This is a genomic window from Actinophytocola sp. (assembly GCF_035942955.1).
In the GTDB taxonomy this organism is placed as follows: Bacteria; Actinomycetota; Actinomycetes; order Mycobacteriales; family Pseudonocardiaceae; genus DASYTH01.
On sequence record NZ_DASZCQ010000279.1, the window covers coordinates 1 to 22,108 of the forward strand.

Consider the following 22,108-nt stretch of genomic DNA (forward strand, 5'->3'; position numbering starts at 1 on the left):
CGGCGGGACGTCCGCTCCATGACGTCCCGCCGCGCCGGGCAAGGTGGGAAACGTGGCGACATTGGGCGCTCCCCAACGTCGGCCCGCCGTGATCTCATGAAGATATGACCGCGACCGTGACCGTGATCGGTGTCGACGGGCGCAGGCTGCCCGAACACGCTCTCCCGACCATCGCCTCGGCGCGGCTGCTCGTCGGCCGCCGGACGTTGCTGGACACCCTTGCCGTGTCCGGGGGCGGCGGCCCGCGCGAGGTGGAGCTGCCGGGCCCCAGGTTGCCGGCCACCGTGCTGGACAGCGTGGCGGACTCGGTGGCCGCCGCCGAGCCGGTCGTGGTGCTCGCCGACGGCGACCCGGGCTTCTTCGGCGTGCTGCGGCAGCTGCGCGACCGCGGCCTGCCGACGGTGAGCTGGCCGGCGGTGTCGTGCCTGCAGCGGGTGGCCGCGATGGTGCAGCGGCCGTGGGACGACGTGACCGTGGTGAACGCGCGCGGCACCGACTTCGACGCCGCGGTGAACGTCTGCCGGGCCCGCCGGGCGGTGGCCGTGCTGACCGCGCCGGGCACCGGGCCGGCCGAGCTCGGCGCCGCGCTGGAGGGCTGGCGCCGCTACCTCGTCGTGCTGGAGGACTACGGCGGCCCGGCCGAGAAGCTGTCCATAGTGGACACGGCGGAGGCGGCCGGCAGGGAGTGGCAGGAGCCCAACATCGTGCTGTGCCTTGCCGACGGCGACAGCGGGGGAAAGGACAGCTGGCTGGCCGGCGGCGACCTCATCCCGCCGGCGGAGGGCTGGGCGCTCGACGAGGACCGGTTCGCCCACCGCGAGGGTGTCAGCATCCGCCCCGAGGTGCGCGCCCTTGCCCTGGCCAAGCTCGCCCCGCGGCCCGGCACCCTGGTCTGGGACGTCTTCGCCGGCTCCGGCGCGCTGGGCATCGAGGCCGCCCGGCTCGGCGCCGCGGTCATGGCCATGGAGAGCGACCAGGGCCTGTGCGTGCGCATCGTCGCCAACGCCAGCGTGCACGGCGTCGACGTCCGCCTCGTCGACGGCGACCTCCCCGGCGTGCTGACCGGCATGCCCCGCCCCGACGCCATCTTCGTCGGCACCGCCCGCTCCGACGTGCTCCGCGTCTGCGCAGGCGTCGGCGCCAGCCGCGTCGTCGTGGTGGTCCACGAGCTCGAAGGCCTCGGCCCCGCCCGCGACGCCCTCGCCGACAACGGGTACAGGGTGGAGGGTTGCCAACTCTCCGCCGCCCCCCTCGAAGGCCTCGCCGGCGGCGGCGCGGCCGTCGGCCCGGCCACCCCGACGTTCCTCATCTGGGGCATCAAGCAGCGCCTCTACCTGCCCTGAACGGGTCGTGAGCCTTTTCCGGTGCGATAGGCCCGTAAAAGACTCACGACCCCGTGGCTACTGCCTACTCCTCCTTACAGGTCCGGGCGGTGGGTCACCCGGAGCGAGTTGAGGATCGGCGGCAGCTTTCCTTGGCGTGCGCCGAAGAAGACCTCGATGGTGCCGCCCTGTGCGACGGTGACCGTGAAGGTCTTGCGGTCGGCGGTGAGGGTGCCGACCGCGGCGGTCACGTCGTAGCCGGGCAGGACCACCGCGCCGTTGAGCGATACGTCGAACACCCGGCGACCGGCGGCGGTGCCGGGCCGCAGCTCGGCGAAGTCGAGCTCCACCTGGTACTTCCCGGCCGGCAGGTTGTCGAACCGGTAGCCGGCCATGCCCGACCGCTGGCTCTGGTACAGCGTGTCGTCGGTGGTGCCGGCGATGCCCCGGCCGGTGGTCTCCACGAAGCCGGGTCCGATGTAGCCGAAGCCACCGGCGGACCAGGCCTGGTCGGCGACCCAACCGTCGGCGTTGGCGTCGGTGAACGAGCCGGCGCCGCCGGCGTCGACTCCCTTGCGGTAGGCGGGAACCACGAGCGTGACCGGGACGGTGAGCGTCGGGGAGCGCCCGGCGTTCGTGGTCAGGTCGATGGTCGCGGTGTGCACGCCGGGGGCCAGCCCGACCGGGTCGACCCGGACGGTCAGGGCCTGCGTGCTACCCGCCGGCACGGTGACCGAGCCCGGCACCGTCCACAGCCAGGGCTTGCTGCTGGCCAGCGTGTAGTTCAGGTCGAGATCGCTCGTGCTGGCCAGGTTCAGCGTGGCGGTCCGCAGCTGCCCGGCCTGCGCCAGGAAGGACAGCGGCCCGCCGGTGAGCGCGGCCCGCGGCGTGTGCAGCGCCACGTTCCTCGTGGTCACCACGTCCTTGACGGCCTCGACGGTGTCCGTCACGCCGGCGTAGAGGTCCTTGCCGGCCCGGAACTCGTACTCGCCGGCCGGCAACCGCAACCGGTAGGCGCCGTTCGGGCCGGTCGACGCGCCGCCGATCCGGCCGGCGCCGCTCATCACCGTCACCGTCGCCCCGGCGAGCGGCTGGCCGTCGTTGAAGTCGGTCACGGTTCCGGCGAGCACCGGGCTGGGCGCCGGGACGAGCCGGATCGACTGCGAGTCGTCCAGCGACGCGGTGTTGAACGAGTACTGCAGGGCATCCGTGCCCGTCTCGTTCTCGACGCCGACGGTGGCCCCGGAGCCGGTCTCGGCCGGGAAGGTCGGGTCGAGGTTGCGGTAGCGCAGCGAGATCTCGCTGCTCTCCGACAGCACCGCCTCGAAGTCCACCCGCTGCGTGGCCGCATCGAAGAACCGGGCGTTGCGCCACTCGATGACGAACTCGCGGTTCGGGGCCGCCCCGACCACCTTGGTCAGCACCTGGCTGGAGCCGTCGAGGACCAGGTCGTCCCAGAACGCGTAGATCGCCGCGTTCGGGGCCGCGGCCGCCGGCAGCGCGGTGTTGCTGAACGCCGTGTTGGCCGCCTGGAAGTTGATGTTCCCGTTGGTCGACACGAACGCGGTGCGGTAGTTCCTGCCGTAGAAGAACAGGTCGAACGGCAGCTCGACGGTGGTCGAGGCGTCGTCACCGGTCAGCGCGACCGGGGTGTCGGCCTCGACGTAGTTGCCGGCCTCGATCACGCAGGTGTTGCCGAACGCGTCGGTGCGCTGCGGGATGGTGAAGTCCAGCGTGACGTCGCCGGTCACGTTGAGCGTCTGGGTCTGCTGGTCGAAGCAGCCGCCCGAGGACGCCTTCACCTGGTACTCGCCGACCGGCACGTTGGCGAACGAGTACGAGCCGTCCGCGGCCGAGGTGGTCGGCGGCAGCGGGGTGCCCAGGATCTCGACCTTGGCGTTGGCCACCGCGGCCCCGGTCGAGTTCCGCACGACACCGCTGACGTTGCCGCTGGCCAACCGGGTCAGCGCGAGGTCGAGCGTGGCGGTCTGGCCCTCGGCGACCGTGGCCGAGCCGGAGGCCGAGCCGAAGCCGAAGATCGATGCCGTGACGGTGTAGTCCCCGACCGGGAGGGTCGACGTGTACCGCCCGTCGGCGCCGGTGGTCAGGCTCCGGTTGCTCGGGCCGGTCACCTGCACGGTGGCCCCGCTGATCGGGTTGCCGCTGGCCGAGTCGGTGACCACGCCGGTGAGCGTGCCGGTCGGGCCGCGCGGCGCCTGGTCCACCGCGGCGAACGCGTTGAGCTTGCCTTCGCCCCATACGTTGTTGTTCCCGGCCGTGCCACCGCAGGCAAGGTCGGACGTGTCGGTGGCCGTGGCGTTGAGCAGGGTGGCGACCTGGTCGACGTTACCGATCAGCGACGGCGCCGCCGACATGACGAGCGCCACCGTGCCCGAGGTGTGCGGGGCCGCCATGGATGTGCCGGAGTTGGGGCCGTACCCGTTGCCCGGCAAGGAGGAGCGCACGTTCACACCCGGGGAGGAGACGTTCGGCTTGATCATGCCGTTCTCGCCGGGGCCCCGGCTGGAGAAGCCGGCGATCGCGCCGTTGATGTCGAATGCGCCGGAGGCGTAGGACTCGACGTAGTCGCCGGGAGAGCCGGAGGTGTTACAGCCGCCGGCGCCGGAGTTGCCGTTGGAGAACGAGGGGAAGATGCCGGCCGCCCGCCAGCCCTGCACGATCGCCCGGTAGAACGGGTCGACCGCCGAGCCGTTGGCCAGGCCCCAGGAGTTGTTGACGACGTTGGGCCGCAGGTCCGGCCGCGGGTTCGCGCCGGTCAGGTCGGTCGGCGCGAGCATCCACTCGCCGGAGCGCAGCAGCGCGTTGTCCGAGCAGTTGCTCGACTCGCAGCCCTTGGCGGCGATCCAGCGCGCGCCGGGGGCGACGCCGATCTGGTTGCCGGCGCCGTCGTCGCCGACCATGGTGCCCATGGTGTGGGTGCCGTGCCCGTTGTTGTCGCAGGGCACGACGGACGGGTTGCCGCACACGTTGGACGGGTCGAACCAGCTGTAGTTGTGGTCGAACGTGCCGTTGCCGGAGTTGCCGCGGTACTTGCCGGCAAGGGCCGGGTGGTCGAACTGCACGCCGGTGTCGACGTTGGCCACCACGATTCCCTCGCCGCGCACGCCGAACGTGGACCAGACGTCGTCGGCGTTGATCGCGTCGATGCCCCATTCGACGGCGTCGACCTTCGTCTCCTCCTTGCCCGCGATCGGCTTGGGGATCTCGTAGGTGCGCGGCGCCAGGATGCCGGTCACGTCGCCGCGCTTGGCCAGCGACTGGGCCAGCGCGGACGATCCACCGATCACCCGGATGGCGTTGACGATGTAGAACGACTGGTAGCTCACCTTCTGCGCGTCCAGCTGGGCCCGAACCTCGGCCTGGCTGGCGTCGGCGGTCCGGCGCAGCGCGTTGACGACGGCCGCGCCCCGTGCCGCCCAGTCGGTGACCGCGGACGGCCCGGACAAATCAGCCGATTGGCCGAACATGACCCAGAAATCGGCGCTGTCCTTGGCGGCCAAGGCGTTCGTCACCGACTGCTCGATCTTGGCGGAGTCGGGGTCGGGGGCCGCCGCGGCGGGCGCGACGAGCACGCCCAGCATGGCGAGCAGCGCGGCGAGGAGGCCGAGTAACGCTCGGCCTCGCCGGCGGGTTTGGGGTCGTCGTGACATTCGGTCGCCCTCACATTCCCGCGCGGCATGCTCCGGCCGCGCGTGAGCTCAGCCCGCAGTGCCCGGTCCTCACTACGGGTATGCGTCGACGTTCCTGCAAAGGGTGGATCCGGTGAAGGACTAAACACGGGCGGTATCCGGTCGCGACGGGGTCTTTTTCACGGTTACCACGGGTTTTGCGCCAGTGATCAACCCGACACTGCCCGTGATCTGACCCGGATCCGTAACGAAGCGATCGCTCATTCGATTGTCGTGTTACCGGGGTCGACGCGGGGAGGTGGCACGTGGATGCACGAAACGTGCTCGACACACTCAACGCGCCCCTGGTGCTCTGCGTCGGAACCAGCGCCGAGGAGATCGCCGCGATCACCCGTGCCACCGGCGGCCGGATCGCCGTGCTGTACCTACCGGACACCGCGAGCCTGCGGGCCGCGCTGAGCCAGCCCGAGGTGCTGGCGCCGCCCGTGGAGGCGCCGATCCCGACCCATCGGGTCGTCGAGTTCGGAAAGTTGCGGCTGGACGCCGACCTGCGCGAGGCGAGCTGGCGCGGCAGCCTGGTTCAGCTGTCCGCGCGCGAGTTCGACCTGCTGTTCGCGCTGACCCGCGATCCCGGTCGCGTGTGGACATTCGCCGAGCTGACCACGCACGTGTGGGAGCGCCCCTACCTCGGCGACATCGAGGCGGTGGTGTCCGCGGTCAAGCGGTTGCGCCGGCAGCTGCGCGCCGCCGCCCCCGGCGTCCAGGTGGAGTCCGTGCGCGGCGTCGGCTACCGGCTGGTGATCGCCGACCTGCCGGACGCGGCGTGAGGTCTCAGACCTGGAACCACTGCTTGAGGTGGTCGTTCGCCCCGGAGCCCGGGTTGACGTACACCAGCGCCTCGTGCTCACCCGGCGCCACGTACCCCACGCTGAACTTCGGGGTGTCGCCGTAGTTCGGGTAGATCTCGGCCGAGGTCCACGTGGTGACGTAGGTGCCGTCCACCTCGACGCCCACCTCGGCGTGGCCGGCCTCGTCGCCCACGTTGAACAGCTCGAAGCTGATCTCGGTCTCGCTGCTGCCGGGGATCACGGACAGCGCGCCCCCGGCGAACTCGAACATCGCACTCATGCGGCGATCGAACCAGCGCGGGCCGCCGCGGTCAGTCGGCGCGAGGGCAGCCATTCGGGCAGGTCTGGCCGGCGGGCATGCTGTGCCACATGGCTGAGCAGCACTACCTCGTCGGGCTCGACCTCGCCGGCCGCCGGGTCGTCGTGGTCGGCGGCGGCACCGTCGCCCAGCGCCGCCTTCCCCGCCTCGTCGCCGCCGGCGCCACGGTCGAGCTGATCTCGCCAAGCGTCACGCCCGCGGTGCAGTCGATGATCGACGCCGGCGAGCTGACCTGGCATCCCCGCCGGTACGCCGACGGTGATCTCGACGGCGCCTGGTACGTGCTGTGCTGCACCTCCGACCCCGGGGTCAACGCCGTGGTGTCGGCCGACGCCGAGCGGGCCCGCATCTTCTGCGTCCGGGCCGACGCGGGCCAGGAGGGCAGCGCCGTCACCCCGGCCACCGGCACGCACGACGGCATGCTGATCGGCGTCCTGTCCGGCGGCCGGCCCCGCCGCTCGGCCGCGGTGCGCGACGGCCTGCTCGACGCCCTGCGCGAGGGCCGGGTCTCCGACCACCGCGACACCGAGGCCCCCGTCCCCGAGCGCGGCGGCGTCGCCCTGGTCGGCGGCGGCCCGGGCGACCCCGAGCTGATCACCGTCCGCGGCCGCCGCCTGCTGGCCCGCGCCGACGTCGTGATCGCCGACCGCCTCGCCCCGCGCGAGCTGCTCGACGAGCTGCCGCCGTCCGTGCTCGTGGTGGACGCGGCCAAGATCCCCTACGGCCGCGCCGCCAGCCAGGACGTGATCAACTCCACGATCGTCGAGCACGCCCTGGCCGGCCGCTTCGTCGTGCGGCTCAAGGGCGGCGACCCCTACGTCTTCGGCCGCGGCTTCGAGGAGGTGCAGGCCTGCGTGCGCGCCGGCGTCCCCGTCACCGTTGTGCCCGGGATCACCAGCGCGTTCGCCGCGCCCGCCGTGGCCGACGTGCCGGTCACCCACCGCGGCGTGGCGCACGAGGTGGTCGTGGTGTCCGGCCACGTCGGACCGTCCGACGAGGCCTCGCTGACCGACTGGTCCGCCCTCGCCCGGCTGCGCGGCAGCATCGTGATCATGATGGGCGTGGAGCGCATCGCCCAGTTCGCCGACGCCCTGCTGGCCGGCGGCCGCCCCGCCGACACCCCGGTCGCGGTGATCCAGGACGCCACCACCCGCAACCAGCGCACCCTACGCTCCACTTTGGACAAAGTGGCCGAGGACAGCGCGGCGCGCGGAATCCGCCCGCCCGCGGTGATCGTGATCGGGCCGGTGGCCGCCCTCACCCCGTCCTGACCCGGGCATCGGCGTGTCCGGCGTCCCCGGGCCTTGCCGGGATCGGCGAGGCTCAGGCCACCCGGGACTGCGCCCGGGCGGGCCGCCGAGGGGCGCGTGCCCGGCCGCGGTTGGCGGCGAACCGGGAGTCGCGGCCGGGCCGAGGGCGCAGGGCGCGGCGGGTTTGGGCGGGTGGCTCGCGCTCGATCACCGGCTCGCCGGTGGGTGGGCGGGCGCCGGTGATGCGGACCAGCTCGACGTGACCGGGGCGGACCTTGGTGCGCGTGGGCCGCACCCCGGCCCGCTCGGTCAGCCGGAGCACGGTGCGCTGCTGGTCGTGGGTGACCATGGTGACCACGGTCCCCGACTCGCCGGCCCTTGCGGTGCGGCCGGCGCGGTGCAGGTAGTCCTTGGAGTCGGCGGGCGGGTCGACGTGGACGACGAGGCTGACGCCGTCGACGTGGATGCCGCGCGCCGCGACGTCGGTGGCGACCAGGACCGGGATGCCGCCGTCGCGGAACTCGCCGAGGACGCGGTTGCGCGCGCCCTGCGTCTTGCCGCCGTGCAGCGCCCCGGCCCGGACCCCGAGCGCGCGCAGGGTCTTGGCCAGCCGGTCGACCTGGCGCTGGGTGCGCACGAACATGATCGTGCGGCCGTCCCTTGCGGCCACCTCGGCGACCACGGCGGGCTTGTCCTCCCGGGAGACCAGCAGGACATGATGGTCCATTGTGGACACGCTAGCGGTGGCGGGCGCGACCGAGTGGGTGACCGGGTCGGTCAGGTAGCGCCGGACCAGCGCGTCGACGTCACCGTCCAGGGTGGCCGAGAAGAGCATGCGCTGTCCGGTGCGGTCGGTCAGGTCGAGGATGGCCCGGACCTGGGGCAGGAAGCCCATGTCCGCCATCTGGTCGGCCTCGTCGATGGCGGTGTGCCGGACGTCGGACAGCACGCAGGTGCCCTGCCGGACGTGGTCGGACAGCCGGCCGGGCGTGGCGATCAGCAGGTCGACGCCGCGACGCAGGCCGTCGACCTGGCGGTGGAACGGCATGCCGCCCACGACGGCCCGGCACCACAGGCCGAGCGACTTCGCAAGCGGCGTCAGCGCCTCGGTCACCTGCAGCGCCAGCTCCCTGGTCGGCACCAGGACCAGCGCGCGGGGCCGCAGCGGGCGCGGCCGCCCACCGTCCAATGCGGACAGCAGGGCGAGGCCGAACGCGAGGGTCTTGCCCGAGCCGGTCTGCGCGCGGCCGAGCACGTCGCGGCCGGCGAGGGCGTCGGGCAGGGTCGCGGCCTGGATGGGGAACGGGGTGGTGATCCCGGCGTCGGCCAGGGCGCGCAGCAGGGGGGCGGGCAGGCCGAACTCGGCGAAGGATGAAGGGTGTGGCACGGGTTCCTCTCCGGATGCACGTCTCGGGGAGATCCCAGCGCGCGTCGTAGATACCGGTACAGCGTACCCGATCAGCGGACGGGCACCCGCGCCCGGACCCAGGGCCAGGTCATCAGCGCCCACACGGTGAGCACGAGCGCGAGCTCGGGGAGCAGGTACCACGGCCACGGGCCGAGCACGTCGAGCAGCGACGCCTGGGTGGGTTTGGCGTTGAGGAAGCCGTAGTTCGTGCCGGCGGCGGCGTTGACGGTGAAGGCCACGGCGGCCCAGCACACGGTGGCCGCGACGGCCAACCGGTAGTCCCGCCAGCCGGGCCGCATCCGCAGCCCCCAGGTGAGGTAGATCGCGGCCCACACCACGAACAGGTGAATCAGCCAGAACGCGAGGAAGCCGACCGACGGGAAGTCGTCGCCGCGCAGCGCCGGCGAGACCAGCGCCTGGGTGGACAGCGTCAGTCCCCAGTAGTAGGTCAGCGCGTAGGCCCACTGCCGGAGCGACCACAGCGCATAGGCGGTGACGAACGCGGCCAGGTCGGACAGCTGCAGCGGCAGGCCGTGGTCGACGCCGAACTCCGACATCGAGTACGCCTGGATGGCCAGCTGCAGGGCCAGCACCAGCCCCGCCATGATCCGGCTGAACCGGCGCGCCGCCGCGGCCTCCCGCCGCCGCCCGAGCGCGACCACGGCGACCGCGCCGAGCACGAAGATCCCGAGCACGATCCAGTGCGACGAACCGTAGACGGTGAACTGGCGCACGGATTTACTGTGGCACCGTGCCGCGACACCCGCCGTAGTCGGCCGGACGCGGGCTGGCAGGATCGGGCCCATGGATCTCAGGCGTCCGCTCGTCGCGCTCTGCCTCGCGGCGCTCGCCGTGCTGGCCACGGCCACCCCGGCGCTCGCCCATGCCGAGCTGAGGAGCAGCACCCCGGCGCAGGGCGCCGCCCTTGACGCGGTGCCGAAGCAGCTGCTGCTGACGTTCAGCGAACCGGTGTCGCCGATGGAGATCACGGTCGCGGGCTCGCCGGGTACCCAGTGGACGCTCGGCCAGATCGCGGTGGAGGGGCCGACGGTGACCGTGCCTGTGGTGCGGGCGGTCGGACCGGCCGGCCCGTACGCGATCACCTGGAAGGTCCAGGCCGAGGACGGCGACCCGATCAGCGGCGCGATCAACTTCACCCTGACCGTGCCGGCGTCTCCCGGTCCGACAACGACGACGCCGCCGGCGACCGGCCCGCCGGGGCCGGTGCTGACCACGGACGGTTCGACGACGCCCGTGCCGGCGCCCGCCGCCGCCCCGGCCGACGACGGCGGCGTGCCGCCGTGGGTGTGGGTCCTCATCGGGCTGGTGGTGGTGCTGGTCGCCGGCCTGCTCATCGCCCGCCGGTCGCGCGCCACCCCGGCGGCACCCGGCGACGAGCCGGAGCGCACCGAGCCGTAGCCGTCACCCCAAACCGGCCGCGTCGAGCAGCCGCTCGGTCAGCGCGAGCGGATCGGTCACCGCGTCGGGCAGTCCGCGCGCGGAGAACCAGCCGGCGATGTTGGCCACGTCCCTTGCCAGGAACTCCCGGCCCTGCGGGTTGGCCACCACGTCCACGACCTGCGGCAGGTCGATCAGCATCAGGTGGCCGTCCTGCACGAGCAGGTTGAACGCCGACAGGTCGCCGTGCGTGAGGCCCTCCGCGGCCATCAGCTCCAGCGCGGCGACCAGTTGCTCCCACAGGTCGGCCAGCGCCTCGGGGTCCGGCCGCAGCTGGGCCAGCCGGGGCGCCGCACCGCCCTCGCCGTCGTCGAGGAACTCGAGCAGCAGCTCGGTTCCGTTGCGCTGCGCCGGATACGGCACCGGGGCGCCGATCGACCACAGCCGCGACAGCGCCGCGAACTCCGCCACCGACCACTGCTCGGCGAGCAGGTTGCGGCCGAACGCGGTGCGGTTGGTCATGGCCCGCATCTCCCGGGACTTACGGACCCGCCGGCCCTCGAGGTAGCCGGCGTCCCGGTGGAACAGCCGGTGCTCGTTGCTGCGGTACCGCTTGGCGGCCAGCAGGCAGGACCGGTCGGTGTCCGGAATGCTCCGCTCGACGAGGTGGACGTCGGCCTCCTTGCCGGTCTTGAGCACGCCCAGCTCGGTGTCCACGGCGGACAGCTCGGTGATCAGCCAGTCCGGGCGCGGGTGCGGCCCGTGCTCCCCGTCGCCCCAGGTGGTCCACCGGTCCGCCCACGGTGGCAGCTCGATGTCCCTGGTGAGCGCGTCCTCGCGGGCCTTCGCCAGCAGCTCCCGGGCGTGCTCGGTCAACCGCCCGGACCGCTCCGGCTGCTTCTCGTCGTCGAACCGGTGCTTGCGCCGGGCCCTTGCCGGCCGCGGCTCGTCGTCAAAATCGTCGTACGCGTCATACTGATCGTGCGTGAGCACTGGTGGGTTCTCCTTGATACGAAAGGGATGCCCCACCGGCCGCCGGCGATCAGCGCGCGGCAACCTCACGTGGGGCGGGACGGGCGCGTGCCACGTCCACGGCGGTCGTGTTCACAGCACACCTCCTCGTCTCGCCCAGCCCGGACGCAATCCGGGCCCGTTGGCGTGCACAATCCACGATCGCGGCGCTACCGGCAACTGAATTACAGCGACCAGCCGCGCCGCCCGGCCACGCTGGGACCGCCGTCCGGCGTCGCCAACGGCCCGCCCCACCCACACCCCGCCGACCAGCCCCCCGCCCACCCACCACCGGATCCGAACCGCCTCCGTCAGCCGTGCTCCGAGCCCACGCAGAACTCGTTGCCGGCCGGGTCCTGCAGCACGGTCCAGGTCAGACCCGGCACGCTGTGCTCGGCCACCGCGGTGGCGCCCAGCCCGACCAGCCGCTCGACCTCGGCCCGCCGGTCGTCGGTGCCGAAGTCGAGGTGCACGCGGTTCTTCCCGGCGCGCTCCTCGGGCACCTTCTGGAACGCGAGGTACGGCTTGTCGGCCGGCCTGGCCAGCATGATGTACTCGCCGTCGTAGTTCTGGTCGATCGTGGTGCCCAGCGCCTTGGTCCAGAAGTCGGCGAGCCTGCCAGGGTCGACACAGTCGATCGTGATTCCACCCATTCGCATGGTCATGCCGCGCACCGTAGCCCCGCCCACCGACAATGAACCATGCGCACGATCGACTGGCGGGACGGCCGCATCGTCGCGGTCGACCAGACCGGGCTGCCGCACGACGTGCGGATGCTGGAGATCGGCACGACGGCCGAGCTGGTCGACGCGATCAAGCGGCTGGCCATCCGCGGGGCGCCGGCGCTCGGCGTGGCCGGCGCGCTCGGCGTGGCGCTGGCCGTGCGGGACGAGCCCGAGGACCGCGACCGCGACATCAAGGCATTGCGGGCCGCCCGGCCGACCGCGGTCAACCTGGCCTGGGGCGTCGACCGCGCGCTCGCCCGGCTTGGCGACGGCCCGGACGCGGTGCTGGCCGAGGCGCTGGAGATCCTCGAGGCCGACGTGCGGGACAACCGGGCGCTCGCCCGGCGCGGCGCGGACTGGCTGCTCGAGCACGCTGCCGGACCGATCGACGTGCAGACCCACTGCAACGCCGGCGGGCTGGCCTGCGTGGAGTGGGGCACGGCGCTCGGCGTGCTGCGCGTCCTGCGCGAGCGTGGCGCGCTCGGCCACGTCTACGTCGACGAGACCCGGCCGCTGCTGCAGGGCGCCCGGCTGACCACCTGGGAGCTGGCCCGGCTCGGCATCGCGCACACCCTCGTGGTGGACGCCGCCGGCCCGTCGATCCTGGCTCGGGGCCTGGCCGGCGCGGTGGTGGTCGGCGCCGACCGGGTGGCGGCCAACGGTGACGTGATCAACAAGGTCGGCACCTACCCGCTGGCGCTGGCCGCGGCCAGGGCCGGGGCGCCGTTCCTGGTCGCCGCGCCGGAGTCGACGATCGACCCGGCCAGCCCGGCGGGGGACGCGGTGGAGATCGAGGTCCGGGACCCCGACGAGCTGGTCCACATCGGACAGACCGTGGTCGCTCCGCCGGGGACGGCCACGCTGAACCTCGCGTTCGACGTCACCCCGGCCGACCTGGTGACCGCGATCGTCACCGAGCGCCGGCTGATCCGCCCGGCCCGCGGGGAGCGGCCGTGACGGCGCTGGACGAGCTGGTCGAGGCCTCCCGGCTGATCGGCGCCGATCCCGCTCTCGTGCTGCACGGCGGCGGCAACACGTCGGTGAAGACCACGGTCGCCGACGTGACCGCAAGCCCGGTGGAGGTGTTGTACGTCAAGGGAAGCGGCTGGGATCTGGCGACGATCGAGCCGGCCGGGTTCGCGCCGCTCCGGCTTCGTCGGCTGCGGGAACTGCTCACCGTGCCGGAGCTGACCGACCGGCAGATGATGAACGAGCTGCGCTGCGCCCTGCTGGACGCCGCCGCCCCGGATCCGAGCGTGGAAACCCTGCTGCACGCGGCACTTCCGCACCCGGCGGTGCTGCACAGCCATGCCGACGCGGTCCTTGCGGTCACCAACACCGCCGACGGTGCGGCCCTCGTCCGCATGATCTACGGCGACCGCGTCGTGGTCGTGCCCTACGTGATGCCGGGGTTCCGGCTGGCCCGCCGGTGCGCCGAGCTGTTCGCCGCCACCGCACACGCGGGCACCGTCGGCATGGTCCTGCTCAACCACGGGCTGTTCACCGTCGGCGCCGGCCCGAAGCAGGCCTACGACAGGCATATCGAGCTCGTCCGCGCCGCAGAGGACTTCCTCGACGCCCGCGCGCCAGTCCATAGTCGACAGTCCACATCGGAGTCGCCGCGAGCGCCGATCGCCGATCTCGCGGCCATCCGGGCCGAGGTGTCCACACTGGCCGGTCGGCCGATGATCGTGAGCCAGCACGCCGTCCCGTTCGCCGGCGACCCCGGTCTGGCGAGCCTGGCAAGGCTGGCGGGGCGCGGGCCGGCCACCCCGGACCACGTGATCCGCACCAAGCGGGTGCCGCTGGTGGGCCGGGACCTGGCCGGCTACGCCGAGGAGTACCGGAGCTACTTCGCCGCGCACGCCGCCGGCCGCGACCTGACCATGCTGGACCCGGCGCCGCGCGTCGTGCTCGACCCCGCGCTCGGCATGCTCACGATCGGCCCCACGGCCGCGGACGCCGACATCGCCCGCGACATCTACGCCCACACCGCCCGGATCATCGAGCGGGCCGAGGCGCTCGGCGGCTACCGCGCCCTCCCGGCCGGCGACATCTTCGACCTGGAGTACTGGGAGCTGGAGCAGGCCAAGCTGCGCCGCAGTCGCGGATCCGGCCGGCTGACCGGGGAGATCGCCCTTGTCACCGGGGCCGCGTCGGGCATCGGCCGGGCGTGCGCCGAGGAGCTGCTCGCCGGGGGCGCGTGCGTGATCGGTCTTGACCTCGTCCCGACCCCCGCCGACCGGCCGGATTACCTTGGCCTGCAAGCGGATGTGACCGACGACGAGGCCGTGGCGAACGCCCTGGACGCCGGCGTGCGGCGGTTCGGCGGGCTCGACGTCGTCATCCCCTGCGCCGGCGTCTTCCCCGCCACCGGCCGGATCGACGCGCTGGACCCGGCCGTGTGGCGGCGCACGATGGCCGTCAACGCCGACGCCGTCGCCGCCCTGCTCACCCGGGTCCACCCGCTGCTCGCGCGCGCTCCGCGGGGCGGCCGGGTGGTGCTGGTCGCGTCCAGGAACGTCCCCGCCCCCGGACCCGGCGCGGCCGCCTACTCGGCGTCCAAGGCGGCCGCGACCCAGCTGGCTCGGGTGGCCGCCCTGGAATGGGCCGCCGAGGGCATCCGGGTCAACATCGTGCACCCGGACGCCGTGTTCGACACCGGCCTGTGGACCGACGAGATCCTCGCCGAGCGCGCCGCCCACTACCGCCTGACCGTCGAGGAGTACAAGCGCCGCAACCTGCTCGGCGCCGAGGTCACCTCCCCGGCCGTCGCCCGCGCCGTGGTCGAGCTGTGCACCGACACCTTCACCCACACCACCGGCGCCCAGATTCCCGTGGACGGCGGCAACACCCGGGTGATCTAGGGCTGCGGCCGGAACCCGGAAAAGGCCGAACGTCGGCGACCTGGCGCTCCCGCACGGTGTTGATCACCTGACGGGCCACCGCCGGACAGTGGATCCATCGGGGAGCAGCGAAGGAACGGGTTGGGCGCCGCCAGCCGCTCGCCGGCGCCGACGGCACGACCACGGCCGTTGCGGCAGCGGCCACCGCGACGACCAGCGCTCGAACCCCCCATGGAAATCCCTCCAGTGCGCGACAATTCGCCGCGCCGGAGCGTTCCACATGCCGAACCGCCGTGACAAGGTCAGCGGCGGTCGCGGTGGCGGGTGCGCCAGGCGGCCGCCTTGCTCCGGTTGCCGCAGACCGCCATCGAGCACCACTTGCCGGCGCCCGAGCGGGACGCGTCGAAGAACGCCCACCGGCAGGCGTCGTTGTGGCACACCTTGAGCCGGCGCCACCGGCCGTCCCGCATCGCCTCGGCGATCACCACGAGCAGCCCGCCGACCGCCCGGTCCACCCCGGAGGCGGCCGGCGCCAGCCGGACCGTGCCGGCCGCGGTGAACTCCGGGCGCAGCCGGGCGCGCCGCGCCGCGGTGTTGAGCGTCGCCAGGGCGCCGTCGGCCGCGGGCGCGCCGTCGTGGTTGGCCGCGAGCAGCTCCCGGACGGCCTCGCGCAGCGCGATCGCCCGGCCGAGGTCGGCCCCGGTCACCGCCTCGCCCGCGCCCAGCAGATCGTTGTCCCGCAACCAGTCGCCGAGATCGTCCGGGCCGGCCAGTGCCTCCGTTCCGCCCTCCACGTCGAGCGTGTTGACGAACTCACGGACCAGCCGCAGCGACCCCTCGACCATGTGCTGCGTCACCTCCGTTCGAAGTTTACAGGTTACTGACCGCCCGGACCGCGTAACCCGTTGGAGCCGACCCTGGATCGTTCATTACCCTTTCCGGCACACCCATTGCGAGGAGTGCTTGCCGTGATCACCAGGATGTCGTCGCTGTTCCTGCGCACCCTGCGCGAGGATCCCGCGGAAGCCGAGGTGCCCAGCCACAAGCTGCTGGTGCGCGCCGGCTACGTCCGCCGCGTCGCCCCGGGCGGGTACTCCTGGCTGCCGCTGGGCCTGAAGGTGCTGCGCAAGATCGAGGGAATCGTGCGCGAGGAGATGGACGCCATGGGCGGCCAGGAGATCCAGTTCCCCGCGCTGCTGCCCCGCGAGCCCTACGAGGCCACCGGCCGGTGGACCGAGTACGGCGACAACGTGTTCCGGCTCAAGGATCGCAAGGGCGCCGACTACATGCTCGGCCCCACCCACGAGGAGCTGTTCGCGCTGACCGTCAAGGGGGAGTACAGCTCCTACAAGGACTATCCGGTCATCCTCTACCAGATCCAGACCAAGTACCGCGACGAGGCGCGCCCAAGGGCCGGCATCCTGCGCGGCCGCGAGTTCCTGATGAAGGACTCGTACTCCTTCGACCTGTCCGACGAGGGGCTGGTCGAGTCCTACCGGAAGCACCGCGACGCCTACATCAAGATCTTCGACCGGCTCGGGCTGAAGTACGTGATCGTGTCCGCGATGTCCGGCGCGATGGGCGGTTCGGCCTCCGAGGAGTTCCTTGCCGAGGCCCCGAGCGGCGAGGACACCTTCGTCCGCAGCACCGAGTCCGGCTACGCCGCCAACGTCGAGGCCGTTGTCACCCCCGCACCACCCGAGCAGTCCATTGAGGACAAACCGGACGCGCAGGTGCACCACACGCCCAACACCCCCACGATCGAGACCCTGGTGGACTTCCTCAACGCCGCCGGTCTCGACAGGACGTTCACCGCCGCGGACACGCTGAAGAACGTCATGCTCAAGACCAGGGCCCCCGGCGCGGACAACTGGGAGCTGCTCGCCATCGGCATCCCCGGCGACCGCGAGGTGGACCTCAAGCGCCTCGAGGCGTCGGTGGCCCCCGCCGACGTGGCCATCCTCGACGAGGCCGACTTCGCCGCCCATCCCTTCCTGGTGAAGGGCTACATCGGTCCGAAAGCCCTGCAGGACAACGGTGTCCGCTACCTCGTCGACCCGCGCGTCGTGCCCGGCACCGCCTGGGTCACCGGCGCCGACAAGCTCGACCACCACGTCGTCGACCTCGTCTGCGGCCGCGACTTCACCCCGGACGGGACCATCGAGGCCGCCGAGGTCCGCGCCGGCGACCCGTCACCCGACGGCAAGGGCACCCTGGTCGCCGCCCGCGGCATCGAGGTCGGCCACATCTTCCAGCTCGGCCGCAAGTACGCCGACGCCTTCGCCCTTGACGCCCTCGGCCCCGACTCGCGCCCCATCCGGATCACCATGGGCTCCTACGGCATCGGCGTCTCCCGCCTCGTCGCCGTCATCGCCGAGCAGTCCCACGACGAGCTCGGCCTCATCTGGCCCCGCGCCGTCGCCCCCGCCGACCTGCACATCGTGATCGCCGGCAAGGACGACACCATCCGTGCCGGCGGCGAGCGCCTCGCCGCCGACCTCGACGCCGCCGGCCTGTCCGTGCTGCTGGACGACCGCACGGCCACGCCGGGCGTGAAGTTCGCCGACGCCGAGCTCATCGGCATCCCCACGATCATCGTCGTCGGCCGCGGCCTGGCCAACGGCGTCATCGAGGTCAAGGACCGGGCTTCGGGGGAGCGCACCGAGATCCCCGTTGACGAGGCGGTGGCGCACCTCACCCGCCTGGTACGCGGCTAACCGAGCACTGCTTCCAGCGTGGCGCGGGTGTCGGCCAGGCTGGGCAGCACCGCGTGCGCCCCGGAGGCGCGCAGCTCCTCCTCGGTGTGCCGGCCGGTGGCGACGCCGACGGTGATCGTGCCGTGGTGCAGGCCGGCCCGGATGTCGTTGGGGGTGTCGCCGATGACCACCGTGGACCACGGGGCGAACGAGGTGCCGTACTTGGCGCCGGCCTGTGTCATGGCGTCGGACACCAGGTCGTGGCGGTCGAGCGAGAGGGAGCCGTAGCCGCCGACCTCCAGGTCGACGTGCCGGTCAAGGCCGAACGGCTCCAGCTTGAGGCCGGCCACCTCGGGGAGGTTGCCGGTGACGAGGGACTGCACCACGCCGGGTCGGGCGGCGAGGTCGGCGAGCACCTCGGGGGCGCCGGGCAGCGCGCGGCCGAGCGTGGTCAGCTCCGGGCGGGCGGCCTCGGCGATCCGGATCAGCTCGGCGAACATCTTCTGCACGGTTTCCTCGTCCGCGGTGACGCCGTGCTCGGTCAGCAGCTCGGTGGTGATCGCGCGCTCGGTGCGGCCGGGGAACGCCGGAACCCCGCGCATGGGGACGCCGAGCACGTTGCTGAGGGCCTGGCCGTACCAGGCGCGGCCGATCCCGCTGTAGTCGACGAGGGTGAGGTCGATGTCCCAGAGCACGAGGATCACGGCGCCATCGTGACACGGTCCGGAACGCCCGGTTGAGGGCCACTTGACCACGACTTTCACCGGCCAGTGCGGACTTATTCAACATCAGTTGACTTCGGCGGGGAGGAGGCGTAGCTTCCCCGGTATAAATTCAACAGGCGATGAACTGGAAGGAACCGCGATGGCCACGTCGCACCCGCCACGACCGCTCGCGCTCGCCTTGCTCCTCGGCCTGGCCGGCGCGCTCGTCGCCGCCGTGCTCGGCCTGCTCACCTTCGGCGCCCAGGCCACCGCCCGCCCGGACCGGCTGCCGCTCGCCGTCGCCGTGCCGAACCAGGCCGCAGGCGCCCAGATCTCCCAGCGCGTCGCCGGCCAGGGCGGCGACGCCGTCGCATGGCGGGTAACCGGCCCGGCCGAGGCCGCGAACTTGTTGGACCGCAAGGAAATCTACGGCTACCTCGACGTCACGGCCGCGCCATCCACAGCACGGATCGTGGTCTCGGGCGCGATCAACCCGCAGGGCGCCCAGTTCGCCCAGCAGATCCTCACCGAGGTGGCGCACCGGCTCGCCCAGGCCGCGGGCGGCCCCACCGTCGAGACCGTCACCGTGCACCCCGCCTCGGTCGCCGGCCGCACCGCGCCGCTGGGCGCCAGCGCGCTGCTCTGGATCGCCGGCCTGGTCGCCACGCTGGGCTTCGCCGCGCTGGTGGCCCGGTTCCGGCTGAACGCCGGCCTGCTGCCCCGGTTCACCCTCGCGCTCACCAACAGCGTCCTGGCCACCGCCGTGGTCGCCGGCTACTTCCTGCTCTGGGACGACACCCTGCCGCTCAGCGCCGGCGTGCTCGGCTTTCTGCTGCTCACCGCGTTCGCCTTCACCGCCGTCCAGGGCGCGCTGGTGCGGCTGTTCGGCCTGCGCGCCGCCGCGGTGCTCGGCCCGCTCTACCTGATCGCTCCGGCCGTCGCCGGCCAGGTGCCGGAGCTGCTCAACCCGGCCTACCGCGCGCTGCTGTGGTCGTGGACGCCGTTCCGGTTCTCCACCGAGGGCCTGCGCAGCCTTCTGCTCGGCACCCCGGATGCTCCGGACGTGCGTACGGGCGTGATCGTCCTGGCGTCCATGGCCGCCGCCGGACTTGTGGTGCTATTTCTCACCGCCACCCGCAAGGAAGCTCAGCCGCAGCCGGCGGACCGGGTTGTCCCGGTTGGTGTCGACGAGGCAGACGGACTGCCAGGTGCCCAGCGCCAGGTGCCCGTCGAGCACCGGAATGGTGGCGTACGGCGGTAGCAGCGCCGGCAGCAGGTGATCCCGGCCGTGCCCGGGTGATCCGTGCCGGTGCCGCCAGTCGGCGTCCGGGGGAAGGAGCCGGCGAAGGGCGGTGAGCAGATCGTGGTCACTGCCCGCGCCGGTCTCGATGATCGCCAATCCGGCGGTGGCGTGCGGTACCCACACGTGCAGCAGCCCGTCCCCGCCCCCCGCGTCGGACAGAAACCGCTCGCATTCCCGGGTGAGATCCCGGACGATCTCGTCGGATCCGGTCCTGATCTCGATCTCTTCGCTGTACACGCCTCGACGGTAACGTCGCCGGCATGCGCACCGCCTTCGGCCAGAGCTTCGACATCGGCGCCGGCTACCTCAACACGGCCAGCGTCGGCATCCCGCCCGCCTTCGTCGCCGACGCCGTGGCCCAAGCGATCTCCTTGTGGCGCACCGGATCCACCGAGCCTCCGGAGTACGACAAGCACGTGGCCATGGCCAGGGAGGGCTGGGCGCGCCTGGTCGGCGTCCCGCACACCTCGGTGGCCGGCGGCGCCAGCGTCTCCCAGCTGATCTCCCTGGTCGCCGCGAGCCTGCCGACCAGCACCCGGGTCGTGACGGTCAACCGCGAGTTCACCAGCGCCACCTTCCCGTTCGCCGCCCGCGGCATGACCGTCACCGAGGTCGACGACGCCGCACTGCCCGCGGCGGCCAGGGAGCACGACCTGGTCGTGGTCAGCGTCGTCCAGTCCGCGGACGGCACCGTGGCCGACCTCGACGCCCTGCGCGAGGCCGGCACCCCGGTCCTGCTCGACGCCACCCAGGCCGTCGGCTGGCGCCCGCTGCGGCTGGACTGGGCCGACTGGGTCGTCGGGGGCAGCTACAAGTGGCTGCTCGCCCCGCGCGGCGCCGCCTGGCTGGCCGTGCGCCCGGACCGGCTGGAGCGCACCCGGCCGATCGCCGCCAACTGGTACGCCGGCGACGACCCCTGGCAGTCGGTCTACGGCCTGCCGCTGCGCCTGGCCCCGGACGCCCGCCGCCTCGACCTGTCGCCCGTGTGGTTCGCCCAGGTCGGCGCCGCCGCGTCGGTCCCGTGGCTGGCCGACCTTGACCTGGCCGCCGTCCACGACCACTGCGTCCGCCTCGCCGACGCCGCCCTCACCGGCCTCGGCCTGCCCCCGCGCGGCTCCGCGATCATCTCCCTCGACCTGCCGGACGCCGCCCAGCGCCTGGCCAGGGCCGGCGTCCGGGCCAGCGTCCGCGCCGGCCGCGCCCGCCTGGCGTTTCACCTGTACAACACCGACGAGGACGTCGACCTCGTGCTGGATGCATTGAGCCGTACGGTTTGACCGATTACGGTGCCCCACGTGTCGGCTCCACATGGCCCAGAGTTGGGTGACACCGCGCCGATCCTCCGGCGACCGCCGGAGGGGCGGGAGCCGATCCATTTTCACACCGAGCCGCCCCCGCCGCTGCAGAACCCGGTGCTGGTCTGGGTGCTGCGCGGGCTGGGCCTGCTGGCCGTCGCGGTGATCTCCGGCCTGGTCTGGTGGTACATCAACGACGACAGCCCGCCGCCGGCTTCCCAGGAGGAGCCGACCGTCCAGCAGAAGCCGGGTCAGTTCGAGTTCACCCCGGTCGCCGAGGTGCCCACGCCGATCCAGGACTCCAACTGCGCCGAGCACTCCTACGAGGACATCAAGGGGTTCTTCCAGAAGACCCCGTGCCAGCAGCTGACCCGGGCGCTGTACACGACGACCACCACCGACGGCCGCAAGGTCTACACCAACGTCTCGGTGGTCCGGATGGGCACCGCCGACGACGCGGCCGAGCTGCGCAGGCTGGCCGACACCGAGGGCACCGGCAACGTCAACGACCTCATCCTCGAGGGCCGGGTCAAGGTGCCGCAGCTGAAGTCGGTCGCCGGCGGCGGCTACAGCGCCGTCCAGCACGACCGCAACGTGATCATCGTGGAGTCCGCGCTCGACCCCGGCGCCGAGAAGGGCGACAAGAAGGCCGACGAGGCGGTCCTCGACGCCATCTGCCAGGACGCCGTCCGGCTCGGCGACGAGATCAGCTAGGCCGGCTGCCCCGGCAACGCCGGTGCGACCGGCGCCTGGCCGCCCGCCTTGCGCCACCGCGTCGCCCGCACCGCCGCCGCCGTCAGCGCCTCCAGCGCGGCCCGCCGCACCTCGCCGTCGTCGGTCCGCTCCAGCACCGCCCGCCAGGCCACCGTGGCGTCGGACTCCGCGGTGATCAGCACGGCGATCGCCGAGGCCTGGTCGGTGACCGGCCGTGGCGGAAGGTACGCCGGCTCGGCGGGCCTGGGGGTGGTCCCGGCCGCGGCCAGCAGCCGCTCGGTGGCGTCCCGCCGGGCCCGGTGCGCGGTCATCCCCTCCTGTGTCGCGGCGCCGAACGACGCCGGCAGGAACGCGCTCACCAGCCCGTACACCCACACGGCCGCGTGCTCGGCGCCCAACGCCTGCTGCACCGCCTCCAGCGCGTCGCCCGGAAGCGGCGCCGCGCTGCTCGACGGCGGCTGGCCGGTCACCCGAGCACCTCACGCAGGCTGGCGCACCCCGCCGCGACCGAGCCCAGCAGCCCCGCCCGGTACCGCGGCACGGACGTGATCAGCTCGCCCACCCGCCGCTCGGCCGCGGTCAGCGCCTCCACCAGAGCGGTCCGCGCGGTGGCCGGATC

At 72.9% G+C, this 22,108-nt stretch carries 19 protein-coding genes and 1 pseudogene; 10 read left to right on the forward strand and 10 right to left on the reverse strand.

Annotation, left to right across the window (positions count from 1 at the left end):
- Positions 1-104 precede the first annotated feature (104 nt).
- Entirely contained in the window at positions 105-1,343 is a 1,239-nt protein-coding gene (locus tag VGX25_RS28255; protein ID WP_326920962.1) for a bifunctional cobalt-precorrin-7 (C(5))-methyltransferase/cobalt-precorrin-6B (C(15))-methyltransferase, read from the forward strand.
- A 74-nt stretch (positions 1,344-1,417) separates the two neighbouring features.
- On the opposite strand, the gene VGX25_RS28260 is transcribed toward VGX25_RS28255, so the two are convergent.
- A complete protein-coding gene (locus tag VGX25_RS28260; RefSeq protein ID WP_326920963.1) occupies positions 1,418-4,993 on the reverse strand; it encodes a carboxypeptidase regulatory-like domain-containing protein in 3,576 nt (1,191 codons plus the stop codon).
- 284 nt (positions 4,994-5,277) lie between these two features.
- On the opposite strand from VGX25_RS28260, the gene VGX25_RS28265 reads away from it, so the two are divergent.
- Positions 5,278-5,799 (forward strand): winged helix-turn-helix domain-containing protein, encoded by a 522-nt coding sequence (locus VGX25_RS28265; RefSeq protein WP_326920964.1) that lies wholly within the window; start codon positions 5,278-5,280, stop codon positions 5,797-5,799.
- 4 nt (positions 5,800-5,803) lie between these two features.
- On the opposite strand, the gene VGX25_RS28270 is transcribed toward VGX25_RS28265, so the two are convergent.
- On the reverse strand, positions 5,804-6,100 hold the full coding sequence (locus VGX25_RS28270; RefSeq protein ID WP_326920965.1) for a hypothetical protein: 297 nt from the start codon (positions 6,098-6,100) through the stop codon (positions 5,804-5,806).
- 89 nt (positions 6,101-6,189) lie between these two features.
- Here VGX25_RS28270 and cobA point away from each other — a divergent pair, with 89 nt between their 5' ends.
- Positions 6,190-7,410 (forward strand): uroporphyrinogen-III C-methyltransferase, encoded by a 1,221-nt coding sequence (cobA, locus tag VGX25_RS28275; RefSeq protein ID WP_326920966.1) that lies wholly within the window; start codon positions 6,190-6,192, stop codon positions 7,408-7,410.
- Between the two features lie 52 nt (positions 7,411-7,462).
- Here the strand turns inward: cobA and VGX25_RS28280 are convergent, their stop codons facing one another.
- Together VGX25_RS28280 and VGX25_RS28285 are read right to left on the reverse strand one after the other, a co-directional pair.
- Complete coding sequence (locus tag VGX25_RS28280; RefSeq protein ID WP_326920967.1) at positions 7,463-8,776, reverse strand: DEAD/DEAH box helicase; 1,314 nt, start codon at positions 8,774-8,776, stop codon at positions 7,463-7,465.
- A gap of 71 nt (positions 8,777-8,847) precedes the next feature.
- The gene (locus VGX25_RS28285) at positions 8,848-9,531 is read right to left on the reverse strand and encodes a TIGR02206 family membrane protein (RefSeq protein WP_326920968.1); all 684 of its coding nucleotides are present in this window, start codon (positions 9,529-9,531) and stop codon (positions 8,848-8,850) included.
- A 70-nt stretch (positions 9,532-9,601) separates the two neighbouring features.
- On the opposite strand from VGX25_RS28285, the gene VGX25_RS28290 reads away from it, so the two are divergent.
- Positions 9,602-10,216, forward strand: coding sequence for a copper resistance CopC family protein (locus VGX25_RS28290; RefSeq protein ID WP_326920969.1), 615 nt, complete (start codon positions 9,602-9,604; stop codon positions 10,214-10,216).
- A gap of 3 nt (positions 10,217-10,219) precedes the next feature.
- Here VGX25_RS28290 and VGX25_RS28295 read toward each other — a convergent pair whose 3' ends face one another.
- On the reverse strand, positions 10,220-11,188 hold the full coding sequence (locus tag VGX25_RS28295) for a serine protein kinase RIO (protein ID WP_326920970.1): 969 nt from the start codon (positions 11,186-11,188) through the stop codon (positions 10,220-10,222).
- A gap of 329 nt (positions 11,189-11,517) precedes the next feature.
- On the reverse strand, positions 11,518-11,871 hold the full coding sequence (locus VGX25_RS28300) for a VOC family protein (protein ID WP_326920971.1): 354 nt from the start codon (positions 11,869-11,871) through the stop codon (positions 11,518-11,520).
- 36 nt (positions 11,872-11,907) lie between these two features.
- Here VGX25_RS28300 and mtnA point away from each other — a divergent pair, with 36 nt between their 5' ends.
- Both mtnA and VGX25_RS28310 read left to right on the forward strand, forming a co-directional pair.
- The gene (gene mtnA / locus VGX25_RS28305) at positions 11,908-12,888 is read left to right on the forward strand and encodes an S-methyl-5-thioribose-1-phosphate isomerase (RefSeq protein ID WP_326920972.1); all 981 of its coding nucleotides are present in this window, start codon (positions 11,908-11,910) and stop codon (positions 12,886-12,888) included.
- Positions 12,885-14,798 carry a bifunctional aldolase/short-chain dehydrogenase gene (locus VGX25_RS28310; protein ID WP_326920973.1) on the forward strand — a complete coding sequence of 638 codons (1,914 nt, stop codon included), beginning with the start codon at positions 12,885-12,887 and terminating at the stop codon, positions 14,796-14,798. The genes mtnA and VGX25_RS28310 overlap by 4 nt, the downstream gene beginning before the upstream one ends.
- Before the next feature lie 281 nt (positions 14,799-15,079).
- Here the strand turns inward: VGX25_RS28310 and VGX25_RS28315 are convergent, their stop codons facing one another.
- Positions 15,080-15,622 (reverse strand): CGNR zinc finger domain-containing protein, encoded by a 543-nt coding sequence (locus VGX25_RS28315; protein ID WP_326920974.1) that lies wholly within the window; start codon positions 15,620-15,622, stop codon positions 15,080-15,082.
- 123 nt (positions 15,623-15,745) lie between these two features.
- On the opposite strand from VGX25_RS28315, the gene VGX25_RS28320 reads away from it, so the two are divergent.
- Positions 15,746-17,494, forward strand: a complete 1,749-nt coding sequence (locus VGX25_RS28320; protein ID WP_326920975.1) for a proline--tRNA ligase — start codon at positions 15,746-15,748, stop codon at positions 17,492-17,494.
- On the opposite strand, the gene VGX25_RS28325 is transcribed toward VGX25_RS28320, so the two are convergent.
- Positions 17,491-18,177, reverse strand: a complete 687-nt coding sequence (locus VGX25_RS28325) for an HAD family hydrolase (protein ID WP_326920976.1) — start codon at positions 18,175-18,177, stop codon at positions 17,491-17,493. The genes VGX25_RS28320 and VGX25_RS28325 overlap by 4 nt on opposite strands.
- Before the next feature lie 160 nt (positions 18,178-18,337).
- On the opposite strand from VGX25_RS28325, the pseudogene VGX25_RS35825 reads away from it, so the two are divergent.
- A pseudogene (locus VGX25_RS35825) lies at positions 18,338-19,363 on the forward strand (ABC transporter permease); the annotation flags it as partial.
- Here VGX25_RS35825 and VGX25_RS28330 read toward each other — a convergent pair.
- Complete coding sequence (locus tag VGX25_RS28330; protein WP_326920977.1) at positions 19,295-19,717, reverse strand: secondary thiamine-phosphate synthase enzyme YjbQ; 423 nt, start codon at positions 19,715-19,717, stop codon at positions 19,295-19,297. The pseudogene VGX25_RS35825 and the gene VGX25_RS28330 sit on opposite strands and share 69 nt — an antisense overlap.
- Before the next feature lie 23 nt (positions 19,718-19,740).
- Here VGX25_RS28330 and VGX25_RS28335 point away from each other — a divergent pair, with 23 nt between their 5' ends.
- Together VGX25_RS28335 and VGX25_RS28340 are read left to right on the forward strand one after the other, a co-directional pair.
- Entirely contained in the window at positions 19,741-20,757 is a 1,017-nt protein-coding gene (locus tag VGX25_RS28335) for an aminotransferase class V-fold PLP-dependent enzyme (protein ID WP_326920978.1), read from the forward strand.
- Positions 20,758-20,775: 18 nt separating this feature from the next.
- On the forward strand, positions 20,776-21,489 hold the full coding sequence (locus tag VGX25_RS28340; RefSeq protein ID WP_326920979.1) for a hypothetical protein: 714 nt from the start codon (positions 20,776-20,778) through the stop codon (positions 21,487-21,489).
- Here the strand turns inward: VGX25_RS28340 and VGX25_RS28345 are convergent.
- Entirely contained in the window at positions 21,486-21,959 is a 474-nt protein-coding gene (locus tag VGX25_RS28345) for a ferritin-like domain-containing protein (RefSeq protein ID WP_326920980.1), read from the reverse strand. The genes VGX25_RS28340 and VGX25_RS28345 overlap by 4 nt on opposite strands.
- Between the last annotated feature and the right edge of the window lie 149 nt (positions 21,960-22,108).